Genomic DNA, 26555 nt, shown 5'->3' with positions numbered 1-26555 from the left:
GCCATCTTTATTGTATAAGAGCTAGTGCAAGTGACATTTTCATTTTTATCTGCGACCATCCAATCAACTCCACAATATAATTGATAAAAAACTAATTTACCTGTATACTTCTGAACGAAACACTTTCCCCTGTTAGGAGCAAGTAAGGTGCAAAAACTTACTCGGGGGAAATGCCTTTTGAAAGAGGAGCTCAAATCTCATGGACGCACTCAATCTTGGCTCGCCCGACGAACTGGATATTCGCGGCAACAAATATCCAACTGGATCGCGGGACGTGACAAAATGTCATTCGAGGCGGCAGTCCTCATTTCTAGAATATTGGAGTGTAAAGCTGAGGACTTATATGAGTGGGAACTTGCCTGACAAACAGGCATTTCCTTCGAGCCTTTTGTACATGCCGGCATTTACAATATATATCCTGCTTTCCTCCTCCTTTTCTTATATGTAGATTGTTTATATCTTATTTTAAAAGATTGTTATTTTTTTCATAATCAAATTTTATCACATAGAAGATGATTAAAAACGGGAAATATGTCGAATTAAATCGAAACTGTCCGGCTTATCCTAGTCTAACTGATTATTGACTTATTCATTCAAATATGATGATAAAAATGACCCCTGAATTTTCACGGGTCATTTCCACAATTTTTTAAGTGCTTTAAGTTTATTATGAGACATAGAGCAAGTGAAGTCGGATCCTGCGAATCGTACCAAACCTCCAAATGCGTTACATTCAATCTCACAAACCAATTCTAGATTGATCAGGGTGTCTTTATAAGCTGGATATAGATACGAAAAAGCTTCCCTACAAGCCTGGGCCGTTAGCCCGATTGTATAAGAGCGATCTCCAGAGTGGAAACGTGGTACATAATAATTTTTTTTAGGTTCCCACATATCCATACTAAGCATATTCCCTACCTTAAAAAAACCGCTCACCGCTGCTTTACCCACTATCTTAATTTCCGATCCGAAAATATAACGAATTTCTCTATCGGCATTCATTGCATTCTCATATATTTGTTTCCACCGAGATAAATTTGCTGAATTTATACTTTCTTTAATGTCTTGATTTTTAAAAACAACCTGCCCCCCTCCATAATCTCCCGTAACGATCTTGTCCACTTGTGTTATGTTAACTAAATTAGATCCGTCCAAATTGCAAAAAGTGGGTAAGCCTACGGAACATTCATGGAGGGTGGTGGGAACTGTAAATCTTCCATGAGAAGTATGAAAAAGCGGGATGTGATAATTGCTTTTAGGCTTCCACAATTCAATCGCAACTAGGTGATTCTCACAAAAAAAAGAGCAATCTCCAAGTGAATTGTCATCAAGCAATTGAGTGGCTAGGATTCGCTTTCCCTCTTCCATTAAATTCAGTTCTTTTCAGTTTTCTTCAACTCAGCTGGTACTGATTTAGCGCCGAATATTGTTTTTTCTTTTTTTGTAGACTCGTTAGCGTATTTACCAAGGCTTATACTTAAAGCTCTCGCCAATTTCTTATCCATTTTCGCTCACCTCCTTTCCATAAAGGAAGAATACTGAATGCTTGTATAACTATAGATAAACATATTATGTGAGATTGTACAAAAAAATTAAATATGCAAACCAAAATACATATCGTTTTATAATATTTGTGATATTTGGTCTTATTAATATAGATAAAATGATTGGGAGCATATACTACAAACACTAATAATGAACAAGCATTAATTATCAAAATTGTTGATAAACTTAAGGAAACAAAAGGTATAGTTACACATACGGCTGTCGTAAAACAGACACAAAGGGTAAGGTTGCTGAAGTGTACCCCTCCTGAAAATCTCCTTACAAACATGATCGTAGCCAGAGCTAGTAATGCTCCCCAAAAATGTCCTGTTATCCAGGCTATAACTGCGACCATTAGTACTGCCGAAATTTCGGTAATTTTTATACCAATCGCATATTCCATCACTTCTACACTTGTAGGTCCATCTGGATCAGCTTTCTTTATTTCTGATGCGATGTGCCTCGATAGCGTTTCTAGCATCTTCGTAATCTCCTTTCTCTGAAAAGAAGTACGATATTCCGAAAGTTAACAACGAGATAGAAAGTAGTCCTATCGTATTGGAGTTATAGAGCATATACAAAGTAACAAGAATAGTGACAAATGATATTAGGGAACCTATAATGAACATTTTATTGAGGGGTGATAGGTAATTTTCACTTTTCAAAAAATCATGTGGGGGCTGAATGATAAATGAGAAACCAAAGTTGTATTTCCCCATGACAAAAGAAATAAAGTACGCAGTAAAAATAGAAGCTAGCTGTATAACGTAAATGGAAGAACCAGATGTATTATTAATAATACCAGGTTGTGCTACTCCAAAAAAATTTGCAAAAATATATACAAATAGCTGTAGGTTAATGTAAGCTGTTAGACCAGAACCTGCAGAAAAAGCTGCAAGATATGTTTTAATCCCCAAACCAAATCTTAAGAAGAGAACCATTATCAAATACTGAAGCGGAAAATCTAATTTAGGCATGCCTATAACCTCTCGCATGAGATAGGAAAACAAAGCTATGCCAATTGCATAGATAAGTATTTTTCTTCGATTTTCCCACACAGGAAGCATATAAAGCTTCAAGACCAAAGTAACTGCCGCTAAAGCATCGAAAAAACCAAGTAAAATATACAAAAGAGCAGATAACACAGTTACATCATCCTCCTATTTCGCCTGATGTAATTGTATATTTTACTAATAGATGTGGCAATGAAATAATCTAGTAAACTGGCAATTATTGTGCAATGTGAGGTAAATTTTTTTCCATTTAGCTTTTTTCTTCAAATTCTACATCCTTTTATGCTAAAAAAGTCACCCAAGGGAGTGACGTTGTTTTTTGCTAATGTATGATGTTGGTTTTTTTTCGATATCAAGGTTATAATCTACTTAATTTGGGGTGGAGGGATTATAGTGGCTTTAAGTGACAATTTTAAAAAATTACGTATAAAATATCAATTAACTCAACAAGAGCTTGCTGAGATCGCTGGGGTTACCAATAAAGCAATCTCAGCTTGGGAGAGCGGACTTTCTGAACCACGGATGGGTGCTATAGAAAGGATAGCTCGTCATCTCCATATCAAAAAAAGCAACATCATTAAAGAGGATGGCATTGAGCACATTAGCTCTGTTCATAGGTCAAAGTAGACGGCCATAAAATCGAAGTGAGGAAACATCCATTCAATTTATATTAGTAAATGTTAAACAACAAAAAAAGGAACTGTGCAACACAGTTCCACAGTTCCGCAAACATAACTCATTATCTTCGACTTCGCCGACTAATTTTACCTGATCCGCTGCGTGTTTTAGGCTTACTATACGATTTACGTGGTGAACCAAATATGCTGGAGCCGCCACTGCTGCCTCGGTCACGTGAAATCGAGCCTCTGCTTGGTGAACTGCTGGAGCCTCTATCGAATAGGCTTCCACTTGATCCGACGCTTGAATCTGAATTTTTTCCTCTACGGGTAACTGAGCCCTTTCGCTCCACCGTTATCGGCGGGATCGCTTTTTTCTCCTGTGCTGTTGGAGCATGATATTGTCCTTGTGAAGGTCGGTATACATCTCTGCTCGAATAACCTCGATAGGAGCCAGACCCCCGCAACGAATCGAACAGAGCATCCAGCACGGTTGCAGTTAAGTATCCTTTTAGAAAGCTGGAACTGTAATTTTGCTCGACATACTTTTTACTGTCAATTTCAATGAGTGTATCTTCCTTCTTAGCTGGATCTTGCTGCAAATGATACCACTCATCGCTATATACCAGAAACATCCGCTCATTGCTTTGAGGTGATATTTGCTCCGGTGTACGCTGTTCTTTCAATTCCTCCGCTACTTCGGGAACTGTTTTGCCTGCTGCCCGATACACGTACGAGGTCGAATTCCCACTACCACTAACGGATTCCAGCGGATACGTATCTTTTACATTTGGCGCACCGCAGCCGCTTAGTACGGATATAAACAAGCTCAGCGCCACAATGACCTTTAGTGCATAATGCCAGGTGCGTTTGCTCATGTGTAACCCTCTCCTAGCTTGCCCGAATAACTTTGACGTCTCCTGTAATCACTTCTTCTCCTTCATAAAGCATAAAGCGACCGTCCTGCCACTCTACCCGCAATAAATGGTAATCATCAGACTGGTACTGCCAAACATATTGCTCTCCACCCTGTCGGAAAGGAGCACGACCCATAACGGTAACATTCCCAAAATACTGTTCTTCCAAATGATAAGTTGTATCATCCAGCTCTAAAATGGTTGGTACTTCCTCCGGGTTGTCTAGTCTGCCGTCGATGGCCTGATATAGTCCGAATTGCAGTGTTTCTCTTTCCTCGATATGAAGATAACTCACTTGGTTACCATCCTGAAGCGTCAAAACAACGGCATTCCGGGCACGATTATGTACACGACCTACCACCTCATAGGTGACAAGCGATACCTCACAAATATCCCCAGGATGTAAGTCAAGCATGCTTTTTTCCGCTTTCGGCGGTTCAGGCTTGGCAAATAGATTCGAAATTCGTTTCCATACACTCATGGTCCTATGCTCTCCTTTCTTTGCCTAGAAGCATGCAGTAATGATCAAGGCACCAACCAAATGCAACGCCCCTGAAAACAGGCCAAAACCAATTTTACCTTCCTGGGTCCCTTTATCCAGATCAAACTGAGCCCAATACCGCAACAGCAGACGCACAATCACTTCCAAAACAAGTAAGATAATAAAGGCAATCACAGAATACACAAGCGCTTCAAGTAAATTATTAGCTGTAGCAATCGAACCTGATAAAATATATCCTTGTGCAATCAGCTTCATAATCATTCGTACCGTTACGGCCATATTTCCGGCTTTGACTTCGGCAAAATCCTTATACTTTGTAAATAAAGAATCGACATACATTAATACGAACAGCAAAATAGCTCCCGCACCCGTCCATACTAGCATCGCTTTCATCGTTTCCAAAAAATGCATCTGTTACCATCCTCCACATCTTCTTGACTACCTATATTGATTTACGCCCCTAGGCAGGGAAAAGCGAAGGAGAAAACATTTCTCCTTCGCTTACTGAGATTACACTAGCGGCAATACTTAAAAAAGTTCTTATTTGTTTTCGTATTGCTTCAGCAACGCAGCAAGTTCGTCGTCCACCGCGCTTTTCTTATCCAGCTCTTTAAATTCTTCATCCAGCGATTTTTCCTTGGAAGCCATTTCGTTGCTCGCTTCAGCACGCGCTTCTGCTTGCAGCATTTTTTCCTCCATACGCTTCAATCCGGCTGTTGCTGTATCAGAGCTAAAGCCGTTCATCGCTTTGTTAATTTCAGTCTGTGCTTTAGCTGCGTTATAACGGGCAACCAGTGTCTCGCGCTTGTTTTTCATTTCTGTAAGCTGTCTACGCATTTCATCCAGCTTACCGCGCAGATTGTCAGCTGCAGCTTTATTTTGCTCATAACCAGCTTTGAACTCGTTCATTTTTTGCTCGGCAGATTTCTTTTCTTCCAACGCACGGCGAGCAAGATCCACATTTTGTGCTTTTGCAGCCGTGTGAGCCTGTTCTTCGCGTTTTTTCACCAAAGCTGCCTGTTCTTCATATTGCTGTTTGAATCTCTTTTCAATCGCAATTTGAGCGGCTACCGCTTTCTCTGCGTCTTCCAGATCCTCTTGCATATCACGAATGTATTGATCCGTCATTTTTACTGGATCTTCTGCCTTGTCGATAATGGCGTTAATGTTGGACATTGTAAGATCTCTTAATCGTTTGAAAATAGACATGTGAAGTTCCTCCTAGAGTTGAATGCTTAAATTTTAAGCTCTGTACACATGTTTACGCAAGCTTTGCAAAGAGGTTTCAAAATTATCTAAAAGCCGCGTAAATAAGGCTCTGGAATATCCGCCTGTACTTTTAGCTCACGTGATGCATGCAGCGCCCAGTAGGGATCACGCAGCATAGCACGCCCTATAGCTACCAGATCAGCTTCATTCTGCTGAACGACTCGACGGGCATCCTCATAATCATCCAATAAGCCGACAGCAATGACAGGCACATTCAGTTTTTCACGGATGGTATGAGCCAAATCCACCTGATAGCCAGCACGCGCAGACGGACCTCCGCTAGAGCCAATCGGACCCTCACCACCAGAAGAAATATGGAAAATGTCCACACCCGCATCACGATATCGTTCCCCTATGGCTGCTATGTATTCAACATCATATCCGTCTTGTACATATTCTTTGGCAGATATCCGCATAAGCAAAGGCATATCAGCAGGAAGCACCTCTTTAACAGCATGTATGACCTCGACACCAAACAGTGACAAATCCTGCCCATACTCATCTTCTCTGGTATTTGTTAATGGGGAATGAAATTGATGGATCAGATATCCGTGAGCGCCATGAATCTCTATCGTGTCAAAGCCAGCTTCTACCGCTCGGCGCGCCCCCTCTTTGTAAGCCTGAACCAGTTCCTTGACTTCTGCTCTCGTCAAAGCGTGCGGCTCTTTAAATCGCTCACTAAAGGGGATCGAGGACGGACCTACAGGTAACTCAGCGTCTTCGGCCTTGCGCCCAGCATGGCCTAATTGAATGGCGATTTTGGCACCATGCTTGTGGACTTCCTCTACAATTTTTTGATATGCAGGAATATGTTCGTCACTCCAAATGCCCAAATCACGATCCGTAATGCGTCCATCCGGATGAACTGCTGTCATTTCCACTATGATGAGCCCAGTCCCTCCTACCGCGCGACTTACATAATGGACATAATGCCATTCCGTCGGTTTGCCGTCCTTGGCCTCCACACTGTATTGGCACATGGGGGGCATGACAATCCGATTTCTTAATGAAAGCCCCTTTAATTGATAAGGAGTAAACAAGTCGGTCACTTTTATCCATCCTTCCCTCAGTCTGTATCATTATAGATAGCATCCCCATTATACACCAGCTATCACGGTATACCGAATCCTTTGTATGACTAACACTTACGAAAATGCTTCAGTTTTTGCTTATGTTTATGAGAATGTGCATTTCCTTCGTCATTTTCACGGATATCCATTTCATGATGTACTTCTCTTCAGTTGTATAGAGCTTCACTCATCAGCAGCATAATTTTGATAGGACAGGTACATAATAGCTGAGAGCACCACTAGGTACCACTGCACGGAAAGGGGGAATATAAATGCGGTACAGGAGAGCTTTGCCGTGTTTAGCGCTGTTACTAGCATTTTCAAGTTTTCCCGTATACGCGGACACGCCTCCCTATATTGGAACGCCCCATCCCAAGGAAGCTGCTGCCGCTACTACTGAACATCCAAGAAAAGATCGAGCTGCTCCAACCTTAGCGGTGCTGCGAAAAAAGCATGCGGACATTTTTAAAATGTGCGGCCCGCACACCCGCCAAATTGCCTTAACCTTTGATGATGTGCCCGATTCAAGGTATACGCCGCAGGTTTTGGACGTATTACACGCAAACGGCATCAAAGCTACTTTTTTTATCGTCGGTCATCGTGCTGAAAAACATCCGGGGATCATACGCCGTATCATCCGTGAGGGTCATGCTATAGGAAACCATTCCTATACTCATCCGGATTTCAGGAAGGCCACCCCCGAACGATTCCGCTACCAGATTACAAAAACAGAACGCATTTTAGAAGCGAGCGCAGGCTTCCGACCTAGGTTGATACGACCACCCTATGGTGAAATCACGGAGCCTCAAATCCAGTGGGCACGTCGTCATGGATACATGATTGTCAATTGGAATGTGGATTCTCTAGACTGGAAGGGATTAAGCAAAACACAAATTCAACGTAACGTAATCCCGGCTACCGGGCCTGGTTCCATTATTTTAATGCATGCAGGTGGAGGCCAAAGTTCTAATTTGCAAGGTACTGTCCAAGCCTTGCCAGGCCTAATCCACTCTCTAAAAGCTAAGGGCTACAAATTCGTCACAGTCCCCCGGCTGCTTCACACACCGGAACGACAATAAGAGTATGCTAAGCTTCGACGATAAACTCCAACTACGTAAAAATGCTGTCTTGACGAGCAGAATATTTCTGCTTGTAAGACAGCATTTTTTAGCGATAAGCAACTGGCCATGATAAAATATCATCCCAGTTACGAATTTTATGTTATACGACACAATAATAAGTTTACATAATACTTATTATGTTATTCAAAACACTTCTAGGGCAGAATGTTATTTATCAATGACGTACAGTTTCACATCTTGAAAACCGAAGTCGTTTACGAATGATTTATTGCCAGGGATAAAGATATCAATCCGCTTCCCGGTAATGGCGCTGCCCTGATCACGGGCCACGGCCACAAAAGAATGGTCCGGCAAGCCGGGATGGGAATAGCCTGTAACAAGTACCTTGGTTCCCATCGGAATGACTCTCGGGTCTACCGCAATAGTACCTAGCTTAAGCGGATTACCATAGTAATCAACTGCACCCCATTTGCCGTTTTCATCGGTTGCGGCAGAATATGCCGTTGCTTTAACATCAACCACTTTACTATAATTGAATGTCTTACCCCATGCTTCAATTGTTGGCTTCTCATTCGCTGTTGCTTTTTCCGTAAGAAGCTGTGGCTTCGAATCCGAAGCCGCCTCCACACTTTTTTCGTCTGGCACTTTAATCTGCAGACCTGCGTATATGTTGTTGGACGCAATATTCGGGTTAGCCTTCGTCAATTCATCAACTGATACTCCATAACGTTGGGCAAGCAAAAAGAAGGTATCGCCTTCTTTAGCAGTATGAAGCGAAGCAGCATCTGCTACTCCAGTTGTCTGTGCCAGCCCTGCAATTGCTGCGGCAAGCACCGCAAATTTCATAGCTTTTCCAATATGTTTTAAGCGTTTCAAAGATATGTACCTCCTCTGTTATGCCTGCGAGGTTAGCTGTCGGATTCGGGCTCAGGAGAAGCCCTATGCTGCGCAATTCACCCCTAGGTCATATTCCACACTTTTTATGATGTATTGGAATAATGGCCGTTATTACGTCCCCCGCACTTCCCATAGTTTGAGCCCAGCTCCTAAGTATTTATTATCATAAGTGCTGCCTCGGTAAGTTTTGGCTTACTGCATAATATCACAATTTTGTAACCTTATCTGCATGAAAATGTTGGGAACATTGAACATCATACTATACTCATTACAATTTTGTCATTAAGAATCCGTTTTTTGTTACGGAAATATGGAGATATGGTGACAAAAAGAGAAAAGCCCTCCGTGAACCATCGTCACGAGAAGGGCCTTGTCAATATTTTATAAAAGCATTTTCTTACAGTACTTTAGCAAGAAAGTCACGAGTACGATCATGGCTTGGAGTACCAAAAACTTGCTCTGGCGTGCCTTGCTCTATAATTTGCCCGTTGTCCATAAAGATGATCCGATCCCCTACCTCACGGGCAAAGCCCATTTCGTGCGTCACGATCACCATCGTCATGCCGCCTTCAGCGAGCTTCTTCATTACGTCTAGAACCTCTCCAACCATTTCAGGGTCCAGAGCAGAAGTAGGCTCATCGAACAGCATTACGTGCGGCTGCATGGCCAAGGCACGTGCTATCGCAATACGTTGCTTTTGGCCGCCGGATAACTGGTTCGGGTAGGTGTTCTTTTTATCCTCAAGACCTACGGTTCGCAGGAGTTCCAGCGCGATTTTTTCTGCTTCTTTCCCCGACTGCTTTTTCACCTGCGTTGGTGCAAGTGTCAAATTCTGCAATATCGTTTTGTGCGGAAACAGATTAAAATGCTGGAAAACCATTCCCATCTTCTCCCGGGTCGCATTAATGTTATGACCACGGGCAGTAATCGGCTCACCCTCAAACAAAATCTCCCCTTCTGTTGGCTGTTCCAACAGATTCAAACAACGCAAAAACGTACTTTTTCCCGAACCACTCGGTCCGATGATGACGACTACTTCACCCTTAGCGATATCTATATCAATGCCTTTTAAAATTTCATTTTTACCGAACGATTTACGCAGTTGTTTAACGGTGATCACTGGCTCTCAACTTCCTTTCCCATAAACCCAACAGCTTGGATAAGCTGAACGTCATTACAAAATAAATAGCGGCTGCGATTACGAACGGGCTTAATCCTTCATAGGTAATATTCTTAATGACCTGGGCTTGGTACATAATATCCACCATCCCAATGGTCGAAATAATAGATGATTCTTTAATGATGGTAATGAACTCATTACCAATAGCAGGCAATATAGATTTAAATGCTTGCGGTAAAATGACATGACGCATTGCTTTGCCTCGCCCCATCCCGAGCGAACGGGCAGCTTCCATCTGTCCACGGTCTACGGCCTGAATACCCGCACGGAAAATCTCAGCCAAATATGCCGAGCTATTCAGAGACAATGTGATCACACCCGACTGGAGTGGGGTAAAATTGATACCCAGCGTCAAAGCAACTCCGTAGTGAATGATCATGAGCTGTACCAGCATAGGTGTACCGCGAAGGATCTCGACATATGTGGTACCTAACCACTCAATGATACGTATACCACTCATTCGCAGCAAGGATATGATCAGACCAATAATGAACCCAAACAATACTCCGAGTGCAGACAACAACAGAGTGTAGCCAAGACCCGTAGCGTAAAGACTACGGTATTTCATAAATATATCTACAATACTATTCGAAGAAACCTGTCTGTCGGCAGACAGTGCACTCGCTTCTGTAGAAAACTTCTCAATCGCCCCCTCCGCTTTCAGGCGAGCCAACGTTTTATTTACAGAGGCAAGCAATTCAGTATTTCCTTTACGGATACCTACGGCAGTTTCTGCACCTTCATCTTCAGGTACTGCCTTGGCAAGTGTTACGGTACCGTCTAGCGTGTATCCTTTAGCAACGGTATCTTCGATTACAACTGCGTTGACACGCTTGGTCCGAAGCTCGAGTACCAGATCGGATATTTTATCCAACGAGGTAACCGAAGCATTAGGCACTTTTTGTGCAATTTCTTCTTGTATACTCCCCTTCTGTGCACCGAGCTTCTCTCCTTTCAGAGCAGCCATCGTTGAATATTTGTCCTTATCCTCCGGGCGTACCATAATGACTTGTTTGGAGTGATAGTACACATCCGAAAAATCAATGCTCTTTCTGCGCTCATCCGTCGGTGTCATACCGGACAGTACCAAGTCTACACGACCACTTTGCAGAGCAGGCAGCAAGGAATCAAAGCTCATGTCCTCTGGGACCATCTCTGCGTTCAGATCCTTGGCGATTTCCTTGGCAATCTCCACATCGAACCCAACAATGGTTTTCTTACCGTTAATGACTCTATAAAACTCATACGGCGGAAAGTCGGCACTCATGCCCACTACAAGTTTTTTCTGTGGTTTTGCTTCCGTTCCGTATGCATTGAGCATGGGAAGACCAGCCAACAGCAAGATAACCGCCGTCAAAACCAGGGCGGTAAAACGATATGCCTTTTTCAATCTTTTTTTCTCTCCTTAAATTCTTTATAATAAATAAGATTGTGTCATTATAAATGAATATGCATGATTATGCAATGAATGTTATAGTACAAATTTAGTTCATCTTTCGCACGACCTACATTACAGCTTATATAAAGGAGTTTTCAGCATGGATTTTAAACAGACCATTCAACACACCATTGAGCAGCATGCCGAACGGTTTAAGGACATTTCGCTATATATTGGCGCAAACCCTGAACTTGGAAACGAGGAATTTCTGGCCTCTGCCCGTTTAAAAGAGGAACTTGTTTTTCACGGATTTGATGTTCAGGCACCCGTATTGGGTATAGAAACAGCCTTTATTGCTACTTACAAAGCAGCCAAGCCTGGACCCGTCGTTGCTTTTTTGGCAGAATACGATGCCCTGAAAGGACTGGGACACGCCTGTGGGCACCATTTGATATGTATGATGAGTACAGGCGCTGCCGTTGGTCTCAAATCGATCATCGACGAGACTGGTGGAGAAATACGTGTATACGGCACGCCTGCCGAAGAAACACGCGGTGCCAAGGTTCCAATGGCAGCGGCTGGATTGTTTGATGATTGCGATATAGCGATGATGACACATCCCTTCGACCGCTACGAAAAATCAGGAAAATCGCTGGCGATTGATGCTGTGCAATTTGAGTTTTTTGGTCAATCTGCTCACGCCGCTGCCAGTCCACACGAAGGGATTAATGCTTTGGACGCCGTGATTCAAACATTTAACGGGATCAATGCATTTCGGCAACAGGTGAAAAGCACAGTACGTATCCACGGCATCATTAATCAAGGTGGGCAGGCTGCCAATATTATTCCTGATTACGCCTCAGCCCAATTTTATGTGAGAGCCGCTACGCGGCAAGAACTAAACCCGCTTACCCGCCGGGTAATTCAAATTGCTGAAGGAGCTGCTTTACAAGCCGGGTGTCGTTTGGAAACCTCCAATTATGAGACTTCTTACGATGAAATGGCAACTAACCGTGTACTCTCTGACACTTTTACCGCAAATTTAATACAGGCGGGGATTGCACAAGAAGATATTACAGAAGGCGAAGATCATGGATCGATGGATATCGGAAATGTATCACTCCATTGTCCTGCGATCCATCCGTACATTCAAGTTATTGACGAGAAGCATGCCTTGCATACACCAGAATTCAGGGATTTGGCAATGCAGGACCGCGCAATGGAAGGAATGCTGTTGGCGGCGAGAACCTTGGCATGGACAGCTTATGATGTAATCACAAATCCTGAGCTGCTGGCACAGATTAAAAAAGAATTTGCCCTGCTGAATAGCAAAAACTAAAATCGGAAATATCCTCTTCTTGTTGAAAGGAGTGCCATCATGAACAGTATGAGCAGCTTTTGGACGTTGTTTATTGTGGTTGACCTCATCATTTTTTGGTTCATATTTCGTGCTATACGCAGGAATCGGGGCAACAGAAGCACTCGCCGCCGGAATGCATTTTTCCTTAGCTCCCCGTCTCCTTCGTCACTCACACAGGAGCGTCATCCAGAGATTACAGAGCTGGAGGAACTCCTAGAGCGTTCCATTCCAGCTTTCTATGCTCAAAACGTAAAGCAACGTGTCATGGAAGCCCATCCTAGTCTGACGGAACAAGAATATGAGTGGCGCTGGCATGAGCTAAAACGATACTTCATGCTATGCGCCATTATGAATCGGGTGCCTATGTTCAGTAGTGATGTGGATGAACTATGGCACGAAATGTTAATGTTTACGCGCGAATACCAGCAGTTCTCGGAAGCTTTTTTTGGCCGTATGCTTCACCATGCCCCCCATTCGGGCGGCTCTCAGCCAATGCCAGAGGAGCGGGCATGGTTTGACTGGTTGTATGTGGAATGCTTTGGCTGGAATCGCTATAGCGCCAGTTTGTGGGGGACTTTTTTTAATCATCCACTACCGAACGGTGAGCTTTCACATTATTACAAAATGACATCTTCTGTGGAACCGATAGGTGACCGATGGAATATACGTGAGAATATGGGCATTTCAAAGCAGGCACAACAAGCAGTTCATAAGATAGTAAACCACCTCCGTGAGCGGGTAAAAAAAGCTGTAGATGACCCTGAGGGCAAGCAGTTGCCCAAAGTCAACTATTTACAGATTGACTATCTGCTATTAGCTGTTGTGTGGTATTCATGGTATCAGCCTGATCAATTTGCCATACACATGCACCCAGACTCTACAAATAGTGCCGCACTAGCCAGCACATCGGGCTGTAGCTCCGCCAGCGGCTGCTCGAACTGGGATACGCACCACTCACACCATCATTCCTCCCATGGCAGTTCTCATGATGGAGGATCTTCTCATCACGATTCAGGTGATTCCGGGAACCACTCCTCATGCAACAGTTGCTCTTCATGTAGTAGCTGTGGTGGCGGAGGCGACTGACCGCAGCAAAAAAGGGAATTCCTTAGCCAGACCCTGGCTAAGGAATTCCCTTTTTATTAGCATAAATATGGTTTCCTACCCTGTTTAATCGCTCTTTACTAGCGAACGGTAAATATCCATGTACGCCTCAGCCGATACAGCCCAACTGTATTCTCCTGCAAAGGCCGTCTGTGTAAGTTTGTTCCAATGCTCAGGTTGGCGATAAAAATGAATAGCACGACGAATAGTATGCAGCATATCATGTGCATTGTAGTTCGTAAAACTAAATCCGTTACCTTCGCCTGTGGATTCATTGTATGCCTGTACAGTATCGTTCAGCCCTCCAGTTTCTCGCACTATGGGGATACTTCCATAACGAAGCGCCAGCAGCTGGCTGATTCCACAAGGCTCAAATCTCGATGGCATAAGATACATGTCACTTGCCGCATATATTTTTCGTGAGAGTGGCTCGCTAAAAGTAAGCTGGGCTGACATTTTCAGAGGATATCGTCCCGCTGCTTCCCGGAACCAGTGCTCAAAAGCAGGGTCCCCTGTTCCCAGAACGACAAACTGGATATCGTCATAATATAAGATTTCATCAAGCACTCTTGTCACCAGATCCAGCCCTTTCATGTCCACAAGCCTGGTTACCATCGCGATCATAGGTACGTCTTGACGCACTGGCAGCCCCAGTTCCTTTTGCAGAGCAATCTTATTTTCCTTTTTCTTTGCCAAATTAGTACGGTACTTCGTATAAATAAGATTGTCTGTGGCAGGATTGTAGCTTTTAGTGTCAATTCCGTTTACAATCCCCGTTAAGCGTCCATGCTCTCCTAATTTACGAAGTAGCCCCTCCAGTCCGTATCCGTAAAATTCCGTTTGAATTTCCTTTGCATAGGTTGGACTCACGGTCGTGACATGATCCGAAAAAGTAAGCCCACCTTTCATAAAATTCAATCTGCCATAATACTCCACACCCTCGGGGGTAAAATAGCTTCCATCCAAGTTAAGCAGCTCCGTTAAGACCTCATACGGAAAATCACCCTGATACAACAGATTATGTATCGTAAATACCGTGTGAATATCGTTGTAAAAGGGCAAATGTCGATAATCGGCATTCAGAAGCAATGGAACCATCGCCGTATGCCAGTCATGACAATGCACAATATCCGGCCGAAAATTCAGTTCAGGCAGCACTTCCAAAATCGCTCGGTTAAAGAAGGAAAAGCGTTCTCCATCATCCATATAACCGTAAATACCGTCACGGCCGAAGTAATATTCATTATCTATAAAATAAACCCTGATCCCATCCAACGTCAGTTCCTCTACTCCACAATACTGATCACGCCAGCCTACAGCCACATGCTTGACCGTTACTGGACGCAGAGACTTCTTATACATATCAGGAATGCCTGCATATTTAGGTAAGATGATTCGGACGTCGCACCCTGCCTGACGCAGTGCCTTTGGTAGTGCACCGATCACATCCGCCAACCCGCCTGTTTTAATAAATGGATGTGCTTCTGCTGCCGCAAACAAAATGTTCATATGTGCTTCCTCCTTATAGGGTTAGTTTACTTTTTTTAGACCTACGTGGTGTCTTCTTAAGTATAACGATGCTTAGGGGCGGAATAGTCACCTCCAAGCTGTGTAGCTGCCCGTGGTAAGGAATTTTGGAGGTTCGTATCACTGTGGAATTGAGCTGACCACTCCCCCCAAAGTCCTTATGATCGCTGTTCAGCAACTCCATATAGCCCCCTGCCTTTTGCAATCCAATGCGATAATTATCTCTTTGCACGGGCTGAAAATTAATGAGAACAACTAGCGTATCCCCCGTTTTTTTGCCTTTACGTAAATACGTAATCACACTCTGCCCACGGTCTTCAGCTTCAATCCATTGGTAGCCATCCCACGAATGGTCCAACTCCCATAATGCTTTCTCCTCAAGATATAAATGATTCAGTGCTTTCGTATATGCATGCAAAAATCGATGACTATCATAGTCCAGCAAAAACCAGTCAAGCTGCTCCTCATCCTTCCATTCAATAAATTGACCAAACTCCCCTCCCATGAATAAGAGCTTTTTACCTGGTGAGGTCATTTGGTAGCCAAGAAGCGCCCGTAGTCCAGCAAATTTTTGCTCATAAGTGCCGGGCATTTTATCAAGCAGCGACTTTTTACCATGAACAACCTCATCATGCGACAATGGCAGTGTAAAATTCTCGCTGTACGCATAGGCTATGGGAAATGTCAGCAAATTATGGCGCTCGGGTCGTTGATGAAACTCTGTTTCCATATAATCCAGTGTATCGTTCATCCAACCCATATTCCATTTGTAATTAAAACCGAGCCCTCCATCGCTTACTGGGGAGGTCACCATCGGCCAAGCGCTCGACTCCTCTGCCATCATGAGTGCATATGGATAATAGCGAAATACCGTCTCATTCAGCTGTTGAAGGAAGGCAATAGCCTCTTCATTTTCAATTCCTCCCTTGGAGTTGAGACAATATTGCCCTTCCTGCTTTTCAAAATCCAGCCGCAACATACTCGTCACTGCATCCACACGCAGACCGTCAATGTGGTACACATCCATCCAGAACAATGCATTGGAGATCAGAAAAGAACGTACTTCTGGCTTGCTGTAATCGAATGTTAGGGTTCCCCAACCCGGCTTTTCCGCAAGGAGAGGGTCTGCATATTCGAACAGCGGTGAGCCGTCAAATCGTCTCAATCCATGAGCATCCTTGGCAAAATGAGCCGGAACCCAGTCCATAATCACTCCAATTCCCGCTTGATGGCAACGATCTACTAAATACATAAAATCATGTGGTTCACCGTAACGGCTTGTGAGTGCAAAATACCCAGTGAGTTGGTAGCCCCAGGAAAGGTCATATGGATGCTCACTCAGCGGCATCAACTCAATATGTGTATACCCCATATCAGTCACATAAGGTACGAGAAGCTCAGCCATCTCCCTGTATGTATAAAACGTACCGTCTGCTTTTTGCTTCCAAGTGCCTAAATGAAGCTCGTATATATGTAGAGGCTTACCATAAGGCGCTCTACGTTTGCGGCGCCAAGCCGCATCGTTCCATACATAACCATCCAGTGAAGCTACCACTGAAGCCGTTGCCGGTCTCACTTCAGCACGTATGGCGTAAGGATCTGCCTTTAGAAATCGTTCACCATTTGGGCCGGTAATGTCGTATTTGTAAAATGTTCCTTGGGATATCCCCGGAAAAAAACGACTCCAAAAACCGGATTTGGGAACCCTATATAAGGAATCCTGTTCCCCATTCCAGTTGTTGCGATCTGTAGCAAGCCCGACATGGAGAGCATGAGGAGCCCAGACCGTAAAACGAACGCCCTGTTCTCCGTTCTCCACAGTAAGGTGGGAACCCAAAGATCGGTAGCTATGATAAAGCGTTCCTTCATGAAACAAATAAATATCTTCCGATGATATCGTCTGTTGCGGAAGAGTTTGGTCTGTCATCACGTCACCACCCTTTTATGTTTGTAATCAAAAATGTATGAATCGGTAATGCATTCGCTTTTAGGTCAAAGCTGACCTGAGTTATTACCCCATTCTAGCCACAATGAACAGAAAAATGACTAGGAAAAAAATAAACCTTAGTTTTTGGGGAATCTTATATACCTGATGGTTTCAAGAGTACCCCATACCGTTTATGTATGTACTACAACAGACAACTAAACCGGGAGGGAAACGAAATGTTTAATAAAGAATGCATTGCCATGCTGCTGGCAGGCGGAGAGGGACGCCGTCTTGCTCCCCTTACTTCAACGATTGCGAAACCCGCCGTACCTTTTGGCGGTCATTACCGAATCATCGATTTTCCTCTCAGTAATTGCGTAAATTCAAACATTGATACTGTAGGTGTACTGACGCAATATGAGGCGGAATCCTTGCACGAGCATATTGGAGACGGAACTCCGTGGGGTCTTACAAAAACGGATGACAAAGGAATCACCCTGCTTCCTTCTTATAATACAGGTAACGCTGAATACTTAGGAACGGCAGATGCTATTCATAAGAATATCGAATATATCGACAGCCAAAATCCAGAGCATGTGCTTATTTTATCTGGTGACCATATTTACTATATGAATTATCGTGAGATGCTGAACTATCATAAAGAAAAGGGAGCTGCAGCAACCATTTCTGTTATGGAGGTTCCTTGGGATGAAGCACACCGTTTTGGTGTTATGAGCGCCGACGAGGATCTGCGCGTCACTGAATTTGCTGAGAAACCGGAAAAACCGGAAAGTAATTTGGCCTCTATGGGGATTTACCTCTTCAAATGGGATTACTTAAGAAATTACCTGTTGGAAGACGCACAGGACCCTCAATCCAGTCATGATTTTGGCAAAGATATTATACCTAAAATGCTGGCGGATCAAGAATCTTTATACGTTTATGAATTCCAGGGCTACTGGAAGGACGTAGGTACAGTTAAAAGCCTATGGGACTCCCACATGGACTTGCTGGAGGAAAATTGCGCAATTGACCTTCAGCGTCAAGATTGGCCGATGTATACACGTGAACGCCGCACAAGGCTGAGCGCGCAAAAGGTGCCTGGTCGTAAAATGCAAACATTGGGTAGCCTCCTGCATGATTCCTGCCAAGTCGAAGGTCAAATTGAGCGCTCTGTCGTGTTTAGTGGCGTCGAGGTGGGTAAAGGCTCAACCATCAAGGAAAGTATTGTTATGCCTGACACACGTATTGGGCGCAATGTGCATATTGAGCACGCAATTATCGGTGAAGGTGCTGTGATTCGTGACGGCGCAGTGATTAAAGGTAATCCGAGCGATATTGTGGTAATCGGGCCCAATGAAACGGTATTTGGGAAAATGGCAGTACGACCGCAAACTACTCGTTTGCTAAAAGAAGTCTACGAGCGTAACACGCGCTTACGTGCGGAAGGCTTTACTTCATAACTGTCCTCTAAATTTCAAACAGCCAGCCCTCTGTTTAGTGAGGACTGGCTGTTTTTATATTGCGATCTTACATTTGGCTTTAAATCTGCCCTTCTGAGAGTTGTGATGTTTCCACAGATGACTCAGCTTGCAAAGCTGGCAATGAAACTGTAATAGTAGTCCCAGCGCCCAGTTCACTTCTGATGAGCATCTGACCATGGTGTCGCTCAACAAACTGTTGCGAGATTGCCAAGCCCAAACCAGTTCCCCCATTTTGGTGGTCAACCTGGAAAAAACGATCTCTGACTCTGGCAAGGTTTTCTTCACTAATCCCAATCCCTGTATCCTGCACCGATACCTCGATATTGCCCTTGATCCGTTGAAGAGACAGATAAATAATCGAGCTCTCATGCGAAAATTTGATGGCATTATCCACAATGTTCAAAAATACCTGTTTCAGACGGTTACCGTCTCCATGAACGAGATAAGCCGTTTCCTCGGAATCAAGTTGGAGCTTAATCTGCTTCATCTCAGCCTTGGCCCATACGTTCAGCATAATTTCCTGCAAAAGTTCTCGAAGATCAACTGTTCCCATCACAAGCTTCATGGCATTTTGTTCCAATTTGGAAAAATCGAGAATTTCCTCTACCAAGCCGATCAGCCGATCCGTTTCCTTCGATATAATCTGCATCCCGATTTTCGTCTCTTCCGGGTCATATCCGCCAGAATTTAACGTTTCACTCCAGCCCTTAATGGAAGTAAGTGGCGTACGCAGCTCGTGTGAAATGGAAGAAATAAAATCATCCTTAATCTGATTGGTTCTGACAATCTCCTGAGCCATGTAGTTTAACGTCGATGCCAGTTCTCCCAGCTCATAGCGATAATCGCCTTTGATACGTGCATCAAATCGACCCTGGGCCATCTGAGCAGATACATCACGAATATTGTTAATCGGTCTGACAATAGAGTTGGCAAGCCCTGTACTCACCACAAATACAATGATCAGCACAGCTGCCATGACTCCCACTGAAAATAGTGTAATGATGAACAACTTGTCATTTACTAATTCCAGCGAAGTCGTATACCGGATAATATACACCTGATCTCCGACGATATTGTCCAGCTTTTGTGATACCGCCATCACCTGCTGCCCCGTACCGGGTTGCTTTCCAATCCATTTGCCTGTATCTCCAGCTAAGGCTTGCGTCACATCACTTGTTTGCACATTTAGATCTGAAGCAAAATTTGTCGAGTTATCAATTACATTTCCCTGTTCATCAAGCACTTGTAGTTCGGTTTTGGGCAGAGAAAAATCTAACAAATAGGATTGTAATGATTGCTCGGACTCCTTGAATTTGGATGCAAATTCACTTACCGTTTGAATGCGGTTTTCGATCTTTTTATAAATGGTGTCATAATAATACGACCGGAGTGCAAACATAAATATGACTTCTACTAACAGAAGCGCCAGGAACACTACAAAAAAATAGTGAAGCACAATCTGTCGGCCAATCCCCCTTTTGATCATTGAGACTGACCCTTCCATTTATATCCATGTCCCCACACGGTTTGTAAAAAAGCCGGCTCGGAAGGATTGTTTTCAATTTTCTGCCGCAGACGTCGGATATTCACATCTACAATTTTCGGATCGCCCATATATTCCTTGCCCCATACGTGGTCAAGTAGAACATCACGGCTGAGCGGTGTATTTTCTTTTTCCAGAAAAAACTGAATCAGAGAAAACTCTGTCGGTGTCAGCTCGATCAGCTGCCCGTTTTTCTTGAATTGCTTAGCTATCAAATCCAGCGTGAACGGACCGGACTGGAAGGACACCTTAGCTGCTGTTTCACGATGTACGTTCACGCGGCGCAATAGCGATTGAATACGGGCAATTAGCTCAGTCGGACTGAAAGGCTTGCTCACATGATCATCAGCTCCTACAGACAAGGCATACACCTTATCCTGTTCCTGTACCTTGGCTGTCAGAAAGATGATGCCAATACGTTCATTCGTTTCCCGAATTCTCCGACAAACCTCAAAGCCATCCATCCCTGGCACCATTACGTCAAGCAACGCGATATCAATGTCCCGCACTGTGTTCAAAATATTCAGAGCCTCATGTCCTTCTGACGCCTCCAGCACCTCAAAGCCGTTACGTTTCAAGTTAATGACAATAAAGCTACGGATCGATTCCTCATCTTCCATGATTAAAACTTTACTCACTCTACTCTACCTGCCTTTCCCCCAACTTGTCTTTAATGGTTTTACGTGGCTCCAGTTCACTGGATCGCTTAATGCCAATTACCTGTGCATTCGTTCGCCACAATTGGCTATAGCCTTCATTATTTCGCTCCCATTGTGACAATGAGAAATATTTAATTTCCGCTATTGTTTTGTCTGTATCCTCCAAAATAAATCGCAAATAGCTATCCTTCCTGGAAACCTTGGGATCAATAGTCACCTTGCCATGCAGCTCTTTCGGTAACCTGAAGTAGACCTGTTCGTTAGAATCTCGATACTGCTGCTGTTTGAAAATCGTTCCTTTGGCCCCGTCCCACTGATAGAACGATACAAAATACGGAACTTCATCCAGCGGCCTATTGCTCCAGCCTTTAGGCTTTTCCAAGTTCCCGAATTCGAGAATACCGTCACCGTCCACATCACCACTGGCGATGGTAGCATCCTTGAAGGTAACATCCATGAGATTGAGCTTTCTGAGTTTACCTTGATCCATCACGATAACATTGGATACCGTAGTTGTCTCGGCGATTTTTGTATCAATGATGATCCCCTGCCTACCTTGAGCCACCTTGCCAGCGACAACATTGTAGATACTTAGGGCCTGACTGTCCAAATCCAGCGATCCGATTTCCTTAAAGCTCCCTCCGCTAAACTGGAATGTTTTGACGGTGAAAAATTCATTACGACGGAGCAAGATAATCGTCAAGTCATTTAGATTGTCTCCGTTCAAATCCATTTTTTTATGGTTAAAATCGTCTACAACAAAATCCGTATAGCCTGTTGCATATATTTTTTCCAGCGTTCCTCCAGTATAAGAGTATACGATAAGGCCCTTCTGGTCTCCGTTCTCGCCACTGTCTCCGCTCGAAAAGCCAGCTACTATATCAAGCGTACCGTCATTCGTTAAATCTACAAGTTTAAAGGATTCCAGCACTGTGCCTTCCCCATCAAACGTAAGCTTCTTTACCCATGTGCCTCCTTGATCTTCAAACAGGGCACCATGTATTTTTACGCTCTCATCTGGTGTTTCATAAAAGAGAACTGCTTCGTCTATGCCATCATTATTCAAATCTCCCGTCCGAATTGGCGTAGGATCGTCCGGATCATTCGGTCTTAAAGGCTGTACCGCCCCTAATTGCGTATTCACTGCACCATTCAGCTGTTGTTTCTCATCAGACATCGTTGGTGTCTGCATCAGCGAAATCGGATCGCTAATCACATTACAGCCGCTTAAAAATCCAGCAAGAAGCAGCAAGGAGCAGCAGCCAGCTACCATTTTCAACAGCATTTTTTTCACTTTCTTGCCGTCTCCTTCACAATTTGTTCTTTTCTACCTGAGTTAATCGTCTTCCCTGAATATCAAACACAAATTTGCCCTCATTCAGGCCCCAGATTCGGGAAGCATAACGTTCAGCCATTTCTAGCGGCAGTACAGTAATCATCGTTACTCGCTCGTCAGAACACAGCTTGCGAAAGGTTTCCAGTACATGCGCTGCCGACGCAGGGTCAAGTCCATTTACAGGCTCATCTGCTAAAATAACTTTGGCTCCGTGAACTAGGGCACGCGCAGTGGCTACCCGCTGCCGTTCGCCGCCGCTGAGCTTGTCGCATTTATCATGCGCCTTATCCAGCAGACCCAGTTCCTCTAGAACATCCATCGCTCCCATATAATCGTCGGAACGCACCATGCCAGTCACCATTCTCCACCAGGGAGTCTGACCGGATCTGCCAATGAGCACATTTTTAAGAGCGGTCCGATTCATATTAAGATGCGGATTTTGCTCCAGATATGCCCATTCCCGCTTTATTTTCATCTTGCCCGTCCACCCGGATTTCAGTACATCATTGCCACCAACTATCAAACTGCCTTCTTCCCAAGGCTCTTGTAAAGCAAGACAGCGAAGAAGTGTCGTTTTACCACTTCCGCTTGGCCCCACTATAGCAATGAATTCACCCTGATGAATTTCAGCATCAATCCCTTGAAGCAACGGGGTACGTTCAGGCCCCACTCGCTTGGTCAGCTTCCGAATTTTAATCATCTATGATTCCCCTTTGTCCGCCATCAATACATATTTATATTTTATAGTAATTGTGAAACAAATACCATGCAAACCGCAGTTTTAAACCGCTGGTACTCTTTTTCGGGAAAACAGACCTAACAATCCGAAAACAATATAACTACCTCCAAGGACTAGAAACATACTGCCCTGAGTTCCAACGTCCAGCAACCCTCCGCTAATATTAGGTCCAACCACACTTCCCAGATTAAAATGAAAGGATGCGAGCACATTCGCTGCCGCTAAAAATGATTTGGGCAACAGATCAGCCGCATAGGCCAAACCGAGCGAGAAAAAGGAGCCTACCAATCCACCTGCGATGGTCAGCAATATCAAAGTGAACATAAAATGATTGCCACTCCATGGTAGCAACATAAAGATCAACCCTCCTGCTATACCTACGCTCATTAGCACCTTCTTACGGCCCCAACGGTCACTTAATATACCTAAAGGCAGTTGCAGCACTAAGCCTCCCAAACTGACGAAAGGCAGCAAGGCAGCAATTTCATCAGTATGAAAGCCAATGCGCAGGCCATAGACTGGAAAATTACTGTTCAAGCTCGCTTCCATATAACCGTATAGAAATGCAGGCAACAGAGCGTACCATGCCCAGCTATAGCTGCGCCGGAATCTATGTGCGGGACGCGATTCGGTCTCCTGCTTCTCCGGTCTGGAGTCAGGCAGCTTGATTAACACCAGCAGCAGCACTAGCAAGCATAATAAGGCCAAAGCAGCAAATGGAACCAGCATTCCATAATCGAGTAGCCATAATCCCAATGGTCCTAATGCAAACCCTAGACCGTAAGACATGCCATAGAAAGAAATGTTGCGGCCTCGATTCTCTGGCGGAGTTACCAGCAATATCCACAACTGCGCAGAATAGTGCAGCGCACTGTCACCTATACCTACTAGCAGACGCAGTATGAACCAGATCCGAATATCAGGGATTAGCGGGAACAGCAGCAGCGTAATAAGCACAAGCACAAGACCACCGGCCATCAGCTTTTTGAACCCCAACCAACCCAGAGTACGTTCAGCCACCAGTGTCATGGCAAATGAGCCAATATACAACGCAGCCGCATTCATGCCGTTTAGCGAAGAAGAAACTCCCATTTGTTCCAAAGAGATCGACAATATAGGTAGCAGTAAGCCCTGACATAACCCCGCAACAATAATAACTGCAATTAAGATAAAATAATGAACACGTAACGACGACGACATCCTAGCTCCTCCTGCTCGAACAAATAAATTGTTACCATCATAAAATGGATGCTTAGAAATGATTTGCATTTGTTTGATACCATAATCAATAATAATTCTTATCACGATGTCTACCATGATTTTCTGAAAAATCGGGTTATTACATATTAAAATGTTTTTAGTGTATTAAAGAGAGAAAGAAAAAAATCGCCATCTGAGATGACGATTTTACGGATAGAGCTTGTCTGGTATGTATCTAACTCCATTCAGTTAGGGAGCCTCGTATGTTCAATCCGACCAAGTTCACGTCACAACGCACTATTTTATATTATAGTGGACAATGCCCAGCAGAACAAGCCATAATAAATAAGTGGGCAATTTCAAAATGCTCATATTTTGCTTATGGACGGGCTTTAATTACGTTCACCGCTCTGGGCTAGAAGACAGAATAGGAGGCATTTGGTTCCATGAGTTATCAAATTAAAATAGACACTTCTCCAATTTATGAATTGCTGGGCAGCTTCATGGCCTATGTAACTAAAAAGTGGGTCCAAGATATGGACCTGGGTCATGAATGGATCGACAAGGTGGATGCACGTTTACAACAGGAAGTTCGTACTGAGCTTGCTATAGCTCAGTATTGCCCTTTTAGCGATTATGACGCACTCTATGCCTGGGCGTTACTTCGCCCTGAATCGGATGAAATATCCGATTATATCTCTTATTTGGACAATGGACCGGACAAAGAGATGTTTGAGCTGCTTGTTCCGCATATTCCTTTTTTAACCTTTGAAGAATCTATACGCATTCGTAAGGTATATGCACCGCTCCTCAGATTGTGGGATCGTGATTATTTTCGGGCCCTGGAAGGCGAGCTGCGTGTGTTGGCAGAAGAAGACGCTGCAGAAAAGCGAATGCTGTTAAGCAAAATGGAACCAGAAGCACTTGTTGAATATGCAACAGCTGGACTAGTTGTGCCACATATGGAAGATCTCGATACCGTAGTGCTGTTTCCAGTCGTTCACAATCGTCCAATTAATTCATACTGCTTTTATACCCGTACACTGCTGATCCAGTATCCCGTAGATATTCCCGAGGAAAGTGAGGAAGAACCTCCTACGCTTCTACTACGGCTCACTCGTGCGGTCAATGATCCGCAGCGGCTGCGCATTCTACGCTATCTAGCTCAGGGACCTAAGTCCCTCGAAGACATGCGCCATGATTTGAGCCGATTGGAAGATACTCTTATGTCTGATATGATGATTTTGCGTGTGGCTGGCTTGCTCCGCATTCACATTGGACGCTATCACAAGGAAAAATTCAGCATCCGTCCCGACGGTGCGGCTGATTTGCAAGTGTTTTTGGAAGCCTATATTGGATTGTAATTTGAATTGAAGCTCTACTGATAAACCGAACACCGTTAAAGCTTTGGCTTGGAAGGAGTATGCATCATGTCGTATCCGAAGCAGAACATTTTATTTGATCTTGACGACACTTTGGTCCACTGCAACAAGTATTTCGACCTTATTCTCAACCACTTTTTCGATTTGCTTCAGGAATGGTTTGCATCGCATAACCTAACGAGAAATGCCATCCGTGAAAAACAAATTGAAATTGACGTGGCTGGAGTTCACCAGGTGGGTTTTGCTAGCGAACATTTTCCACAATCTCTAATAGATACTTACCAGTTTTTCTCAGAACAATTCGGACGCCGTACGGATGCTCGGGAAGAGCAGGAGCTTCGCTCGCTTGGCCGAAGTGTGTACGAGCAGGAAATCGAACCGTATCCAGGTATGGCCGAAACGTTAAATTCACTCCAAAAAGCAGGGCATTCCCTCCACCTTTATACTGGCGGTGAGCAGGTCATTCAAGAAAAAAAGATTAAACAGATGAAGCTGGCTACTTACTTTGATGACCGCATCTACATTCGCCAGCATAAAAATGTCGAAGCCCTGGAAGAAATCATCCAAATGAATCGGTTGGACCGAAACATCACCTGGATGATTGGGAATTCCTTACGCACCGATGTATCTCCAGCCCTTGCGGCAGGTATTCATGCTGTGTATCTGAAGCAGCCTAAAGAATGGATTTACAATATGGTTGAAATGGTTGAATTGCAAAAAAATGCGAACTCTGTAATGTACACGATACAGAAGCTAACAGAAGTGCCACGAGTGATTCACGAAAGCATACAATTGCATCAACAAAAAAGGACCCTTGGATAAGG

The 26555-nt window shown here is 44.0% G+C and carries 27 protein-coding genes and 1 riboswitch; of the genes, 8 read left to right on the top strand and 19 right to left on the bottom strand.

Annotated features, from left to right (window positions below):
* Window positions 1-147: 147 nt before the first annotated feature.
* Window positions 148-363 carry a helix-turn-helix transcriptional regulator gene (locus tag ACQQ6X_RS22120; protein ID WP_016820733.1) on the top strand — a complete coding sequence of 72 codons (216 nt, stop codon included), beginning with the start codon at window positions 148-150 and terminating at the stop codon, window positions 361-363.
* A 270-nt stretch (window positions 364-633) separates the two neighbouring features.
* Here ACQQ6X_RS22120 and ACQQ6X_RS22115 read toward each other — a convergent pair whose 3' ends face one another.
* The 4 genes from ACQQ6X_RS22115 to ACQQ6X_RS22100 are packed head-to-tail and all read right to left on the bottom strand — an operon-like array spanning window position 634 to window position 2690.
* A complete protein-coding gene (locus tag ACQQ6X_RS22115) occupies window positions 634-1368 on the bottom strand; it encodes a hypothetical protein (protein WP_305167051.1) in 735 nt (244 codons plus the stop codon).
* Between the two features lie 5 nt (window positions 1369-1373).
* Window positions 1374-1505 carry a hypothetical protein gene (locus ACQQ6X_RS22110; RefSeq protein ID WP_262348612.1) on the bottom strand — a complete coding sequence of 44 codons (132 nt, stop codon included), beginning with the start codon at window positions 1503-1505 and terminating at the stop codon, window positions 1374-1376.
* The gene (locus tag ACQQ6X_RS22105; protein ID WP_369425871.1) at window positions 1478-1948 is read right to left on the bottom strand and encodes an accessory gene regulator ArgB-like protein; all 471 of its coding nucleotides are present in this window, start codon (window positions 1946-1948) and stop codon (window positions 1478-1480) included. Before ACQQ6X_RS22105 ends, ACQQ6X_RS22110 begins: the two co-directional genes overlap by 28 nt.
* Window positions 1949-1976: 28 nt before the next feature.
* Window positions 1977-2690 carry a hypothetical protein gene (locus ACQQ6X_RS22100; protein WP_305167050.1) on the bottom strand — a complete coding sequence of 238 codons (714 nt, stop codon included), beginning with the start codon at window positions 2688-2690 and terminating at the stop codon, window positions 1977-1979.
* A 261-nt stretch (window positions 2691-2951) separates the two neighbouring features.
* On the opposite strand from ACQQ6X_RS22100, the gene ACQQ6X_RS22095 reads away from it, so the two are divergent.
* Window positions 2952-3185 (top strand): helix-turn-helix transcriptional regulator, encoded by a 234-nt coding sequence (locus tag ACQQ6X_RS22095; protein ID WP_305167049.1) that lies wholly within the window; start codon window positions 2952-2954, stop codon window positions 3183-3185.
* A 112-nt stretch (window positions 3186-3297) separates the two neighbouring features.
* Here ACQQ6X_RS22095 and ACQQ6X_RS22090 read toward each other — a convergent pair whose 3' ends face one another.
* From ACQQ6X_RS22090 to ACQQ6X_RS22070, 5 genes are all read right to left on the bottom strand, one after another.
* A complete protein-coding gene (locus ACQQ6X_RS22090; protein WP_305167048.1) occupies window positions 3298-4053 on the bottom strand; it encodes a DUF4247 domain-containing protein in 756 nt (251 codons plus the stop codon).
* Between the two features lie 13 nt (window positions 4054-4066).
* Entirely contained in the window at window positions 4067-4573 is a 507-nt protein-coding gene (locus ACQQ6X_RS22085) for a DUF4178 domain-containing protein (protein ID WP_063210612.1), read from the bottom strand.
* 24 nt (window positions 4574-4597) lie between these two features.
* Window positions 4598-5005 (bottom strand): DUF350 domain-containing protein, encoded by a 408-nt coding sequence (locus tag ACQQ6X_RS22080; protein WP_013371429.1) that lies wholly within the window; start codon window positions 5003-5005, stop codon window positions 4598-4600.
* 129 nt (window positions 5006-5134) lie between these two features.
* Window positions 5135-5803: a PspA/IM30 family protein gene (locus tag ACQQ6X_RS22075; RefSeq protein ID WP_063210614.1), complete on the bottom strand. Its 669-nt coding sequence runs from the start codon at window positions 5801-5803 to the stop codon at window positions 5135-5137.
* Window positions 5804-5889: 86 nt separating this feature from the next.
* Entirely contained in the window at window positions 5890-6912 is a 1023-nt protein-coding gene (locus tag ACQQ6X_RS22070) for an NADH:flavin oxidoreductase/NADH oxidase (RefSeq protein WP_305167047.1), read from the bottom strand.
* A gap of 293 nt (window positions 6913-7205) precedes the next feature.
* Between ACQQ6X_RS22070 and ACQQ6X_RS22065 the strand changes: the two genes are divergently transcribed.
* Window positions 7206-8012, top strand: a complete 807-nt coding sequence (locus ACQQ6X_RS22065) for a polysaccharide deacetylase family protein (RefSeq protein ID WP_305167046.1) — start codon at window positions 7206-7208, stop codon at window positions 8010-8012.
* 210 nt (window positions 8013-8222) lie between these two features.
* On the opposite strand, the gene ACQQ6X_RS22060 is transcribed toward ACQQ6X_RS22065, so the two are convergent.
* From ACQQ6X_RS22060 to ACQQ6X_RS22050, 3 genes are all read right to left on the bottom strand, one after another.
* Complete coding sequence (locus ACQQ6X_RS22060) at window positions 8223-8891, bottom strand: 3D domain-containing protein (protein WP_305167045.1); 669 nt, start codon at window positions 8889-8891, stop codon at window positions 8223-8225.
* Between the two features lie 6 nt (window positions 8892-8897).
* Window positions 8898-9065: riboswitch (cyclic di-AMP (ydaO/yuaA leader) on the bottom strand.
* 244 nt (window positions 9066-9309) lie between these two features.
* Entirely contained in the window at window positions 9310-10032 is a 723-nt protein-coding gene (locus tag ACQQ6X_RS22055; protein ID WP_063210621.1) for an amino acid ABC transporter ATP-binding protein, read from the bottom strand.
* Complete coding sequence (locus ACQQ6X_RS22050) at window positions 10019-11482, bottom strand: ABC transporter substrate-binding protein/permease (RefSeq protein WP_305167044.1); 1464 nt, start codon at window positions 11480-11482, stop codon at window positions 10019-10021. Before ACQQ6X_RS22050 ends, ACQQ6X_RS22055 begins: the two co-directional genes overlap by 14 nt.
* A gap of 148 nt (window positions 11483-11630) precedes the next feature.
* Here ACQQ6X_RS22050 and ACQQ6X_RS22045 point away from each other — a divergent pair, with 148 nt between their 5' ends.
* Window positions 11631-12809 (top strand): M20 family metallopeptidase, encoded by a 1179-nt coding sequence (locus ACQQ6X_RS22045; RefSeq protein WP_305167043.1) that lies wholly within the window; start codon window positions 11631-11633, stop codon window positions 12807-12809.
* Between the two features lie 39 nt (window positions 12810-12848).
* A complete protein-coding gene (locus tag ACQQ6X_RS22040; protein ID WP_305167042.1) occupies window positions 12849-13916 on the top strand; it encodes a hypothetical protein in 1068 nt (355 codons plus the stop codon).
* 84 nt (window positions 13917-14000) lie between these two features.
* On the opposite strand, the gene glgA is transcribed toward ACQQ6X_RS22040, so the two are convergent.
* A complete protein-coding gene (gene glgA, locus ACQQ6X_RS22035; protein ID WP_305167041.1) occupies window positions 14001-15443 on the bottom strand; it encodes a glycogen synthase GlgA in 1443 nt (480 codons plus the stop codon).
* Between the two features lie 13 nt (window positions 15444-15456).
* Window positions 15457-17388, bottom strand: a complete 1932-nt coding sequence (gene glgB, locus ACQQ6X_RS22030; RefSeq protein ID WP_305167040.1) for a 1,4-alpha-glucan branching protein GlgB — start codon at window positions 17386-17388, stop codon at window positions 15457-15459.
* 236 nt (window positions 17389-17624) lie between these two features.
* On the opposite strand from glgB, the gene ACQQ6X_RS22025 reads away from it, so the two are divergent.
* Window positions 17625-18851, top strand: coding sequence for a glucose-1-phosphate adenylyltransferase (locus tag ACQQ6X_RS22025; RefSeq protein WP_305167039.1), 1227 nt, complete (start codon window positions 17625-17627; stop codon window positions 18849-18851).
* A gap of 79 nt (window positions 18852-18930) precedes the next feature.
* On the opposite strand, the gene ACQQ6X_RS22020 is transcribed toward ACQQ6X_RS22025, so the two are convergent.
* The 5 genes from ACQQ6X_RS22020 to ACQQ6X_RS22000 form a co-directional block, all read right to left on the bottom strand.
* Window positions 18931-20358, bottom strand: coding sequence for a sensor histidine kinase (locus ACQQ6X_RS22020; RefSeq protein ID WP_305167038.1), 1428 nt, complete (start codon window positions 20356-20358; stop codon window positions 18931-18933).
* Window positions 20355-21053 carry a response regulator transcription factor gene (locus ACQQ6X_RS22015; RefSeq protein WP_007432526.1) on the bottom strand — a complete coding sequence of 233 codons (699 nt, stop codon included), beginning with the start codon at window positions 21051-21053 and terminating at the stop codon, window positions 20355-20357. Before ACQQ6X_RS22015 ends, ACQQ6X_RS22020 begins: the two co-directional genes overlap by 4 nt.
* A 1-nt stretch (window position 21054) precedes the next feature.
* A complete protein-coding gene (locus tag ACQQ6X_RS22010) occupies window positions 21055-22359 on the bottom strand; it encodes a hypothetical protein (RefSeq protein WP_305167215.1) in 1305 nt (434 codons plus the stop codon).
* A 25-nt stretch (window positions 22360-22384) separates the two neighbouring features.
* Complete coding sequence (locus ACQQ6X_RS22005; RefSeq protein WP_305167037.1) at window positions 22385-23110, bottom strand: phosphonate ABC transporter ATP-binding protein; 726 nt, start codon at window positions 23108-23110, stop codon at window positions 22385-22387.
* Window positions 23111-23191: 81 nt separating this feature from the next.
* Window positions 23192-24349 carry an MFS transporter gene (locus ACQQ6X_RS22000; protein WP_305167036.1) on the bottom strand — a complete coding sequence of 386 codons (1158 nt, stop codon included), beginning with the start codon at window positions 24347-24349 and terminating at the stop codon, window positions 23192-23194.
* Window positions 24350-24795: 446 nt separating this feature from the next.
* On the opposite strand from ACQQ6X_RS22000, the gene ACQQ6X_RS21995 reads away from it, so the two are divergent.
* Both ACQQ6X_RS21995 and ACQQ6X_RS21990 read left to right on the top strand, forming a co-directional pair.
* A complete protein-coding gene (locus ACQQ6X_RS21995; protein WP_305167035.1) occupies window positions 24796-25713 on the top strand; it encodes an ArsR family transcriptional regulator in 918 nt (305 codons plus the stop codon).
* Between the two features lie 66 nt (window positions 25714-25779).
* Window positions 25780-26553 (top strand): HAD family hydrolase, encoded by a 774-nt coding sequence (locus ACQQ6X_RS21990; protein ID WP_305167034.1) that lies wholly within the window; start codon window positions 25780-25782, stop codon window positions 26551-26553.
* Window positions 26554-26555 lie beyond the last annotated feature (2 nt).

The sequence above is a fragment of the Paenibacillus ottowii genome (genome assembly GCF_050516475.1).
GTDB classification, from domain to species: Bacteria; Bacillota; Bacilli; order Paenibacillales; family Paenibacillaceae; genus Paenibacillus; species Paenibacillus ottowii.
This window is presented reverse-complemented; position numbering and strand designations above follow the sequence as displayed.

What these genes read in the sequence shown, in the direction of transcription:
- ACQQ6X_RS22110 (WP_262348612.1), bottom strand. Translation starts at nt 1,505, where the DNA reads ATGGATAAGAAATTGGCGAGAGCTTTAAGTATAAGCCTTGGTAAATAC.
- ACQQ6X_RS22090 (WP_305167048.1), bottom strand. Translation starts at nt 4,053, where the DNA reads ATGAGCAAACGCACCTGGCATTATGCACTAAAGGTCATTGTGGCGCTG.
- glgB (WP_305167040.1), bottom strand. Translation starts at nt 17,388, where the DNA reads ATGACAGACCAAACTCTTCCGCAACAGACGATATCATCGGAAGATATT.
- ACQQ6X_RS22000 (WP_305167036.1), bottom strand. Translation starts at nt 24,349, where the DNA reads ATGTCGTCGTCGTTACGTGTTCATTATTTTATCTTAATTGCAGTTATT.
- ACQQ6X_RS22010 (WP_305167215.1), bottom strand. Translation starts at nt 22,359, where the DNA reads ATGCTGTTGAAAATGGTAGCTGGCTGCTGCTCCTTGCTGCTTCTTGCT.
- ACQQ6X_RS21990 (WP_305167034.1), top strand. Translation starts at nt 25,780, where the DNA reads ATGTCGTATCCGAAGCAGAACATTTTATTTGATCTTGACGACACTTTG.
- ACQQ6X_RS22065 (WP_305167046.1), top strand. Translation starts at nt 7,206, where the DNA reads ATGCGGTACAGGAGAGCTTTGCCGTGTTTAGCGCTGTTACTAGCATTT.
- ACQQ6X_RS22040 (WP_305167042.1), top strand. Translation starts at nt 12,849, where the DNA reads ATGAACAGTATGAGCAGCTTTTGGACGTTGTTTATTGTGGTTGACCTC.
- ACQQ6X_RS21995 (WP_305167035.1), top strand. Translation starts at nt 24,796, where the DNA reads ATGAGTTATCAAATTAAAATAGACACTTCTCCAATTTATGAATTGCTG.
- ACQQ6X_RS22025 (WP_305167039.1), top strand. Translation starts at nt 17,625, where the DNA reads ATGTTTAATAAAGAATGCATTGCCATGCTGCTGGCAGGCGGAGAGGGA.
- ACQQ6X_RS22045 (WP_305167043.1), top strand. Translation starts at nt 11,631, where the DNA reads ATGGATTTTAAACAGACCATTCAACACACCATTGAGCAGCATGCCGAA.
- ACQQ6X_RS22005 (WP_305167037.1), bottom strand. Translation starts at nt 23,110, where the DNA reads ATGATTAAAATTCGGAAGCTGACCAAGCGAGTGGGGCCTGAACGTACC.
- ACQQ6X_RS22105 (WP_369425871.1), bottom strand. Translation starts at nt 1,948, where the DNA reads ATGGAATATGCGATTGGTATAAAAATTACCGAAATTTCGGCAGTACTA.
- ACQQ6X_RS22080 (WP_013371429.1), bottom strand. Translation starts at nt 5,005, where the DNA reads ATGCATTTTTTGGAAACGATGAAAGCGATGCTAGTATGGACGGGTGCG.
- ACQQ6X_RS22020 (WP_305167038.1), bottom strand. Translation starts at nt 20,358, where the DNA reads ATGATCAAAAGGGGGATTGGCCGACAGATTGTGCTTCACTATTTTTTT.
- glgA (WP_305167041.1), bottom strand. Translation starts at nt 15,443, where the DNA reads ATGAACATTTTGTTTGCGGCAGCAGAAGCACATCCATTTATTAAAACA.
- ACQQ6X_RS22115 (WP_305167051.1), bottom strand. Translation starts at nt 1,368, where the DNA reads ATGGAAGAGGGAAAGCGAATCCTAGCCACTCAATTGCTTGATGACAAT.
- ACQQ6X_RS22085 (WP_063210612.1), bottom strand. Translation starts at nt 4,573, where the DNA reads ATGAGTGTATGGAAACGAATTTCGAATCTATTTGCCAAGCCTGAACCG.
- ACQQ6X_RS22075 (WP_063210614.1), bottom strand. Translation starts at nt 5,803, where the DNA reads ATGTCTATTTTCAAACGATTAAGAGATCTTACAATGTCCAACATTAAC.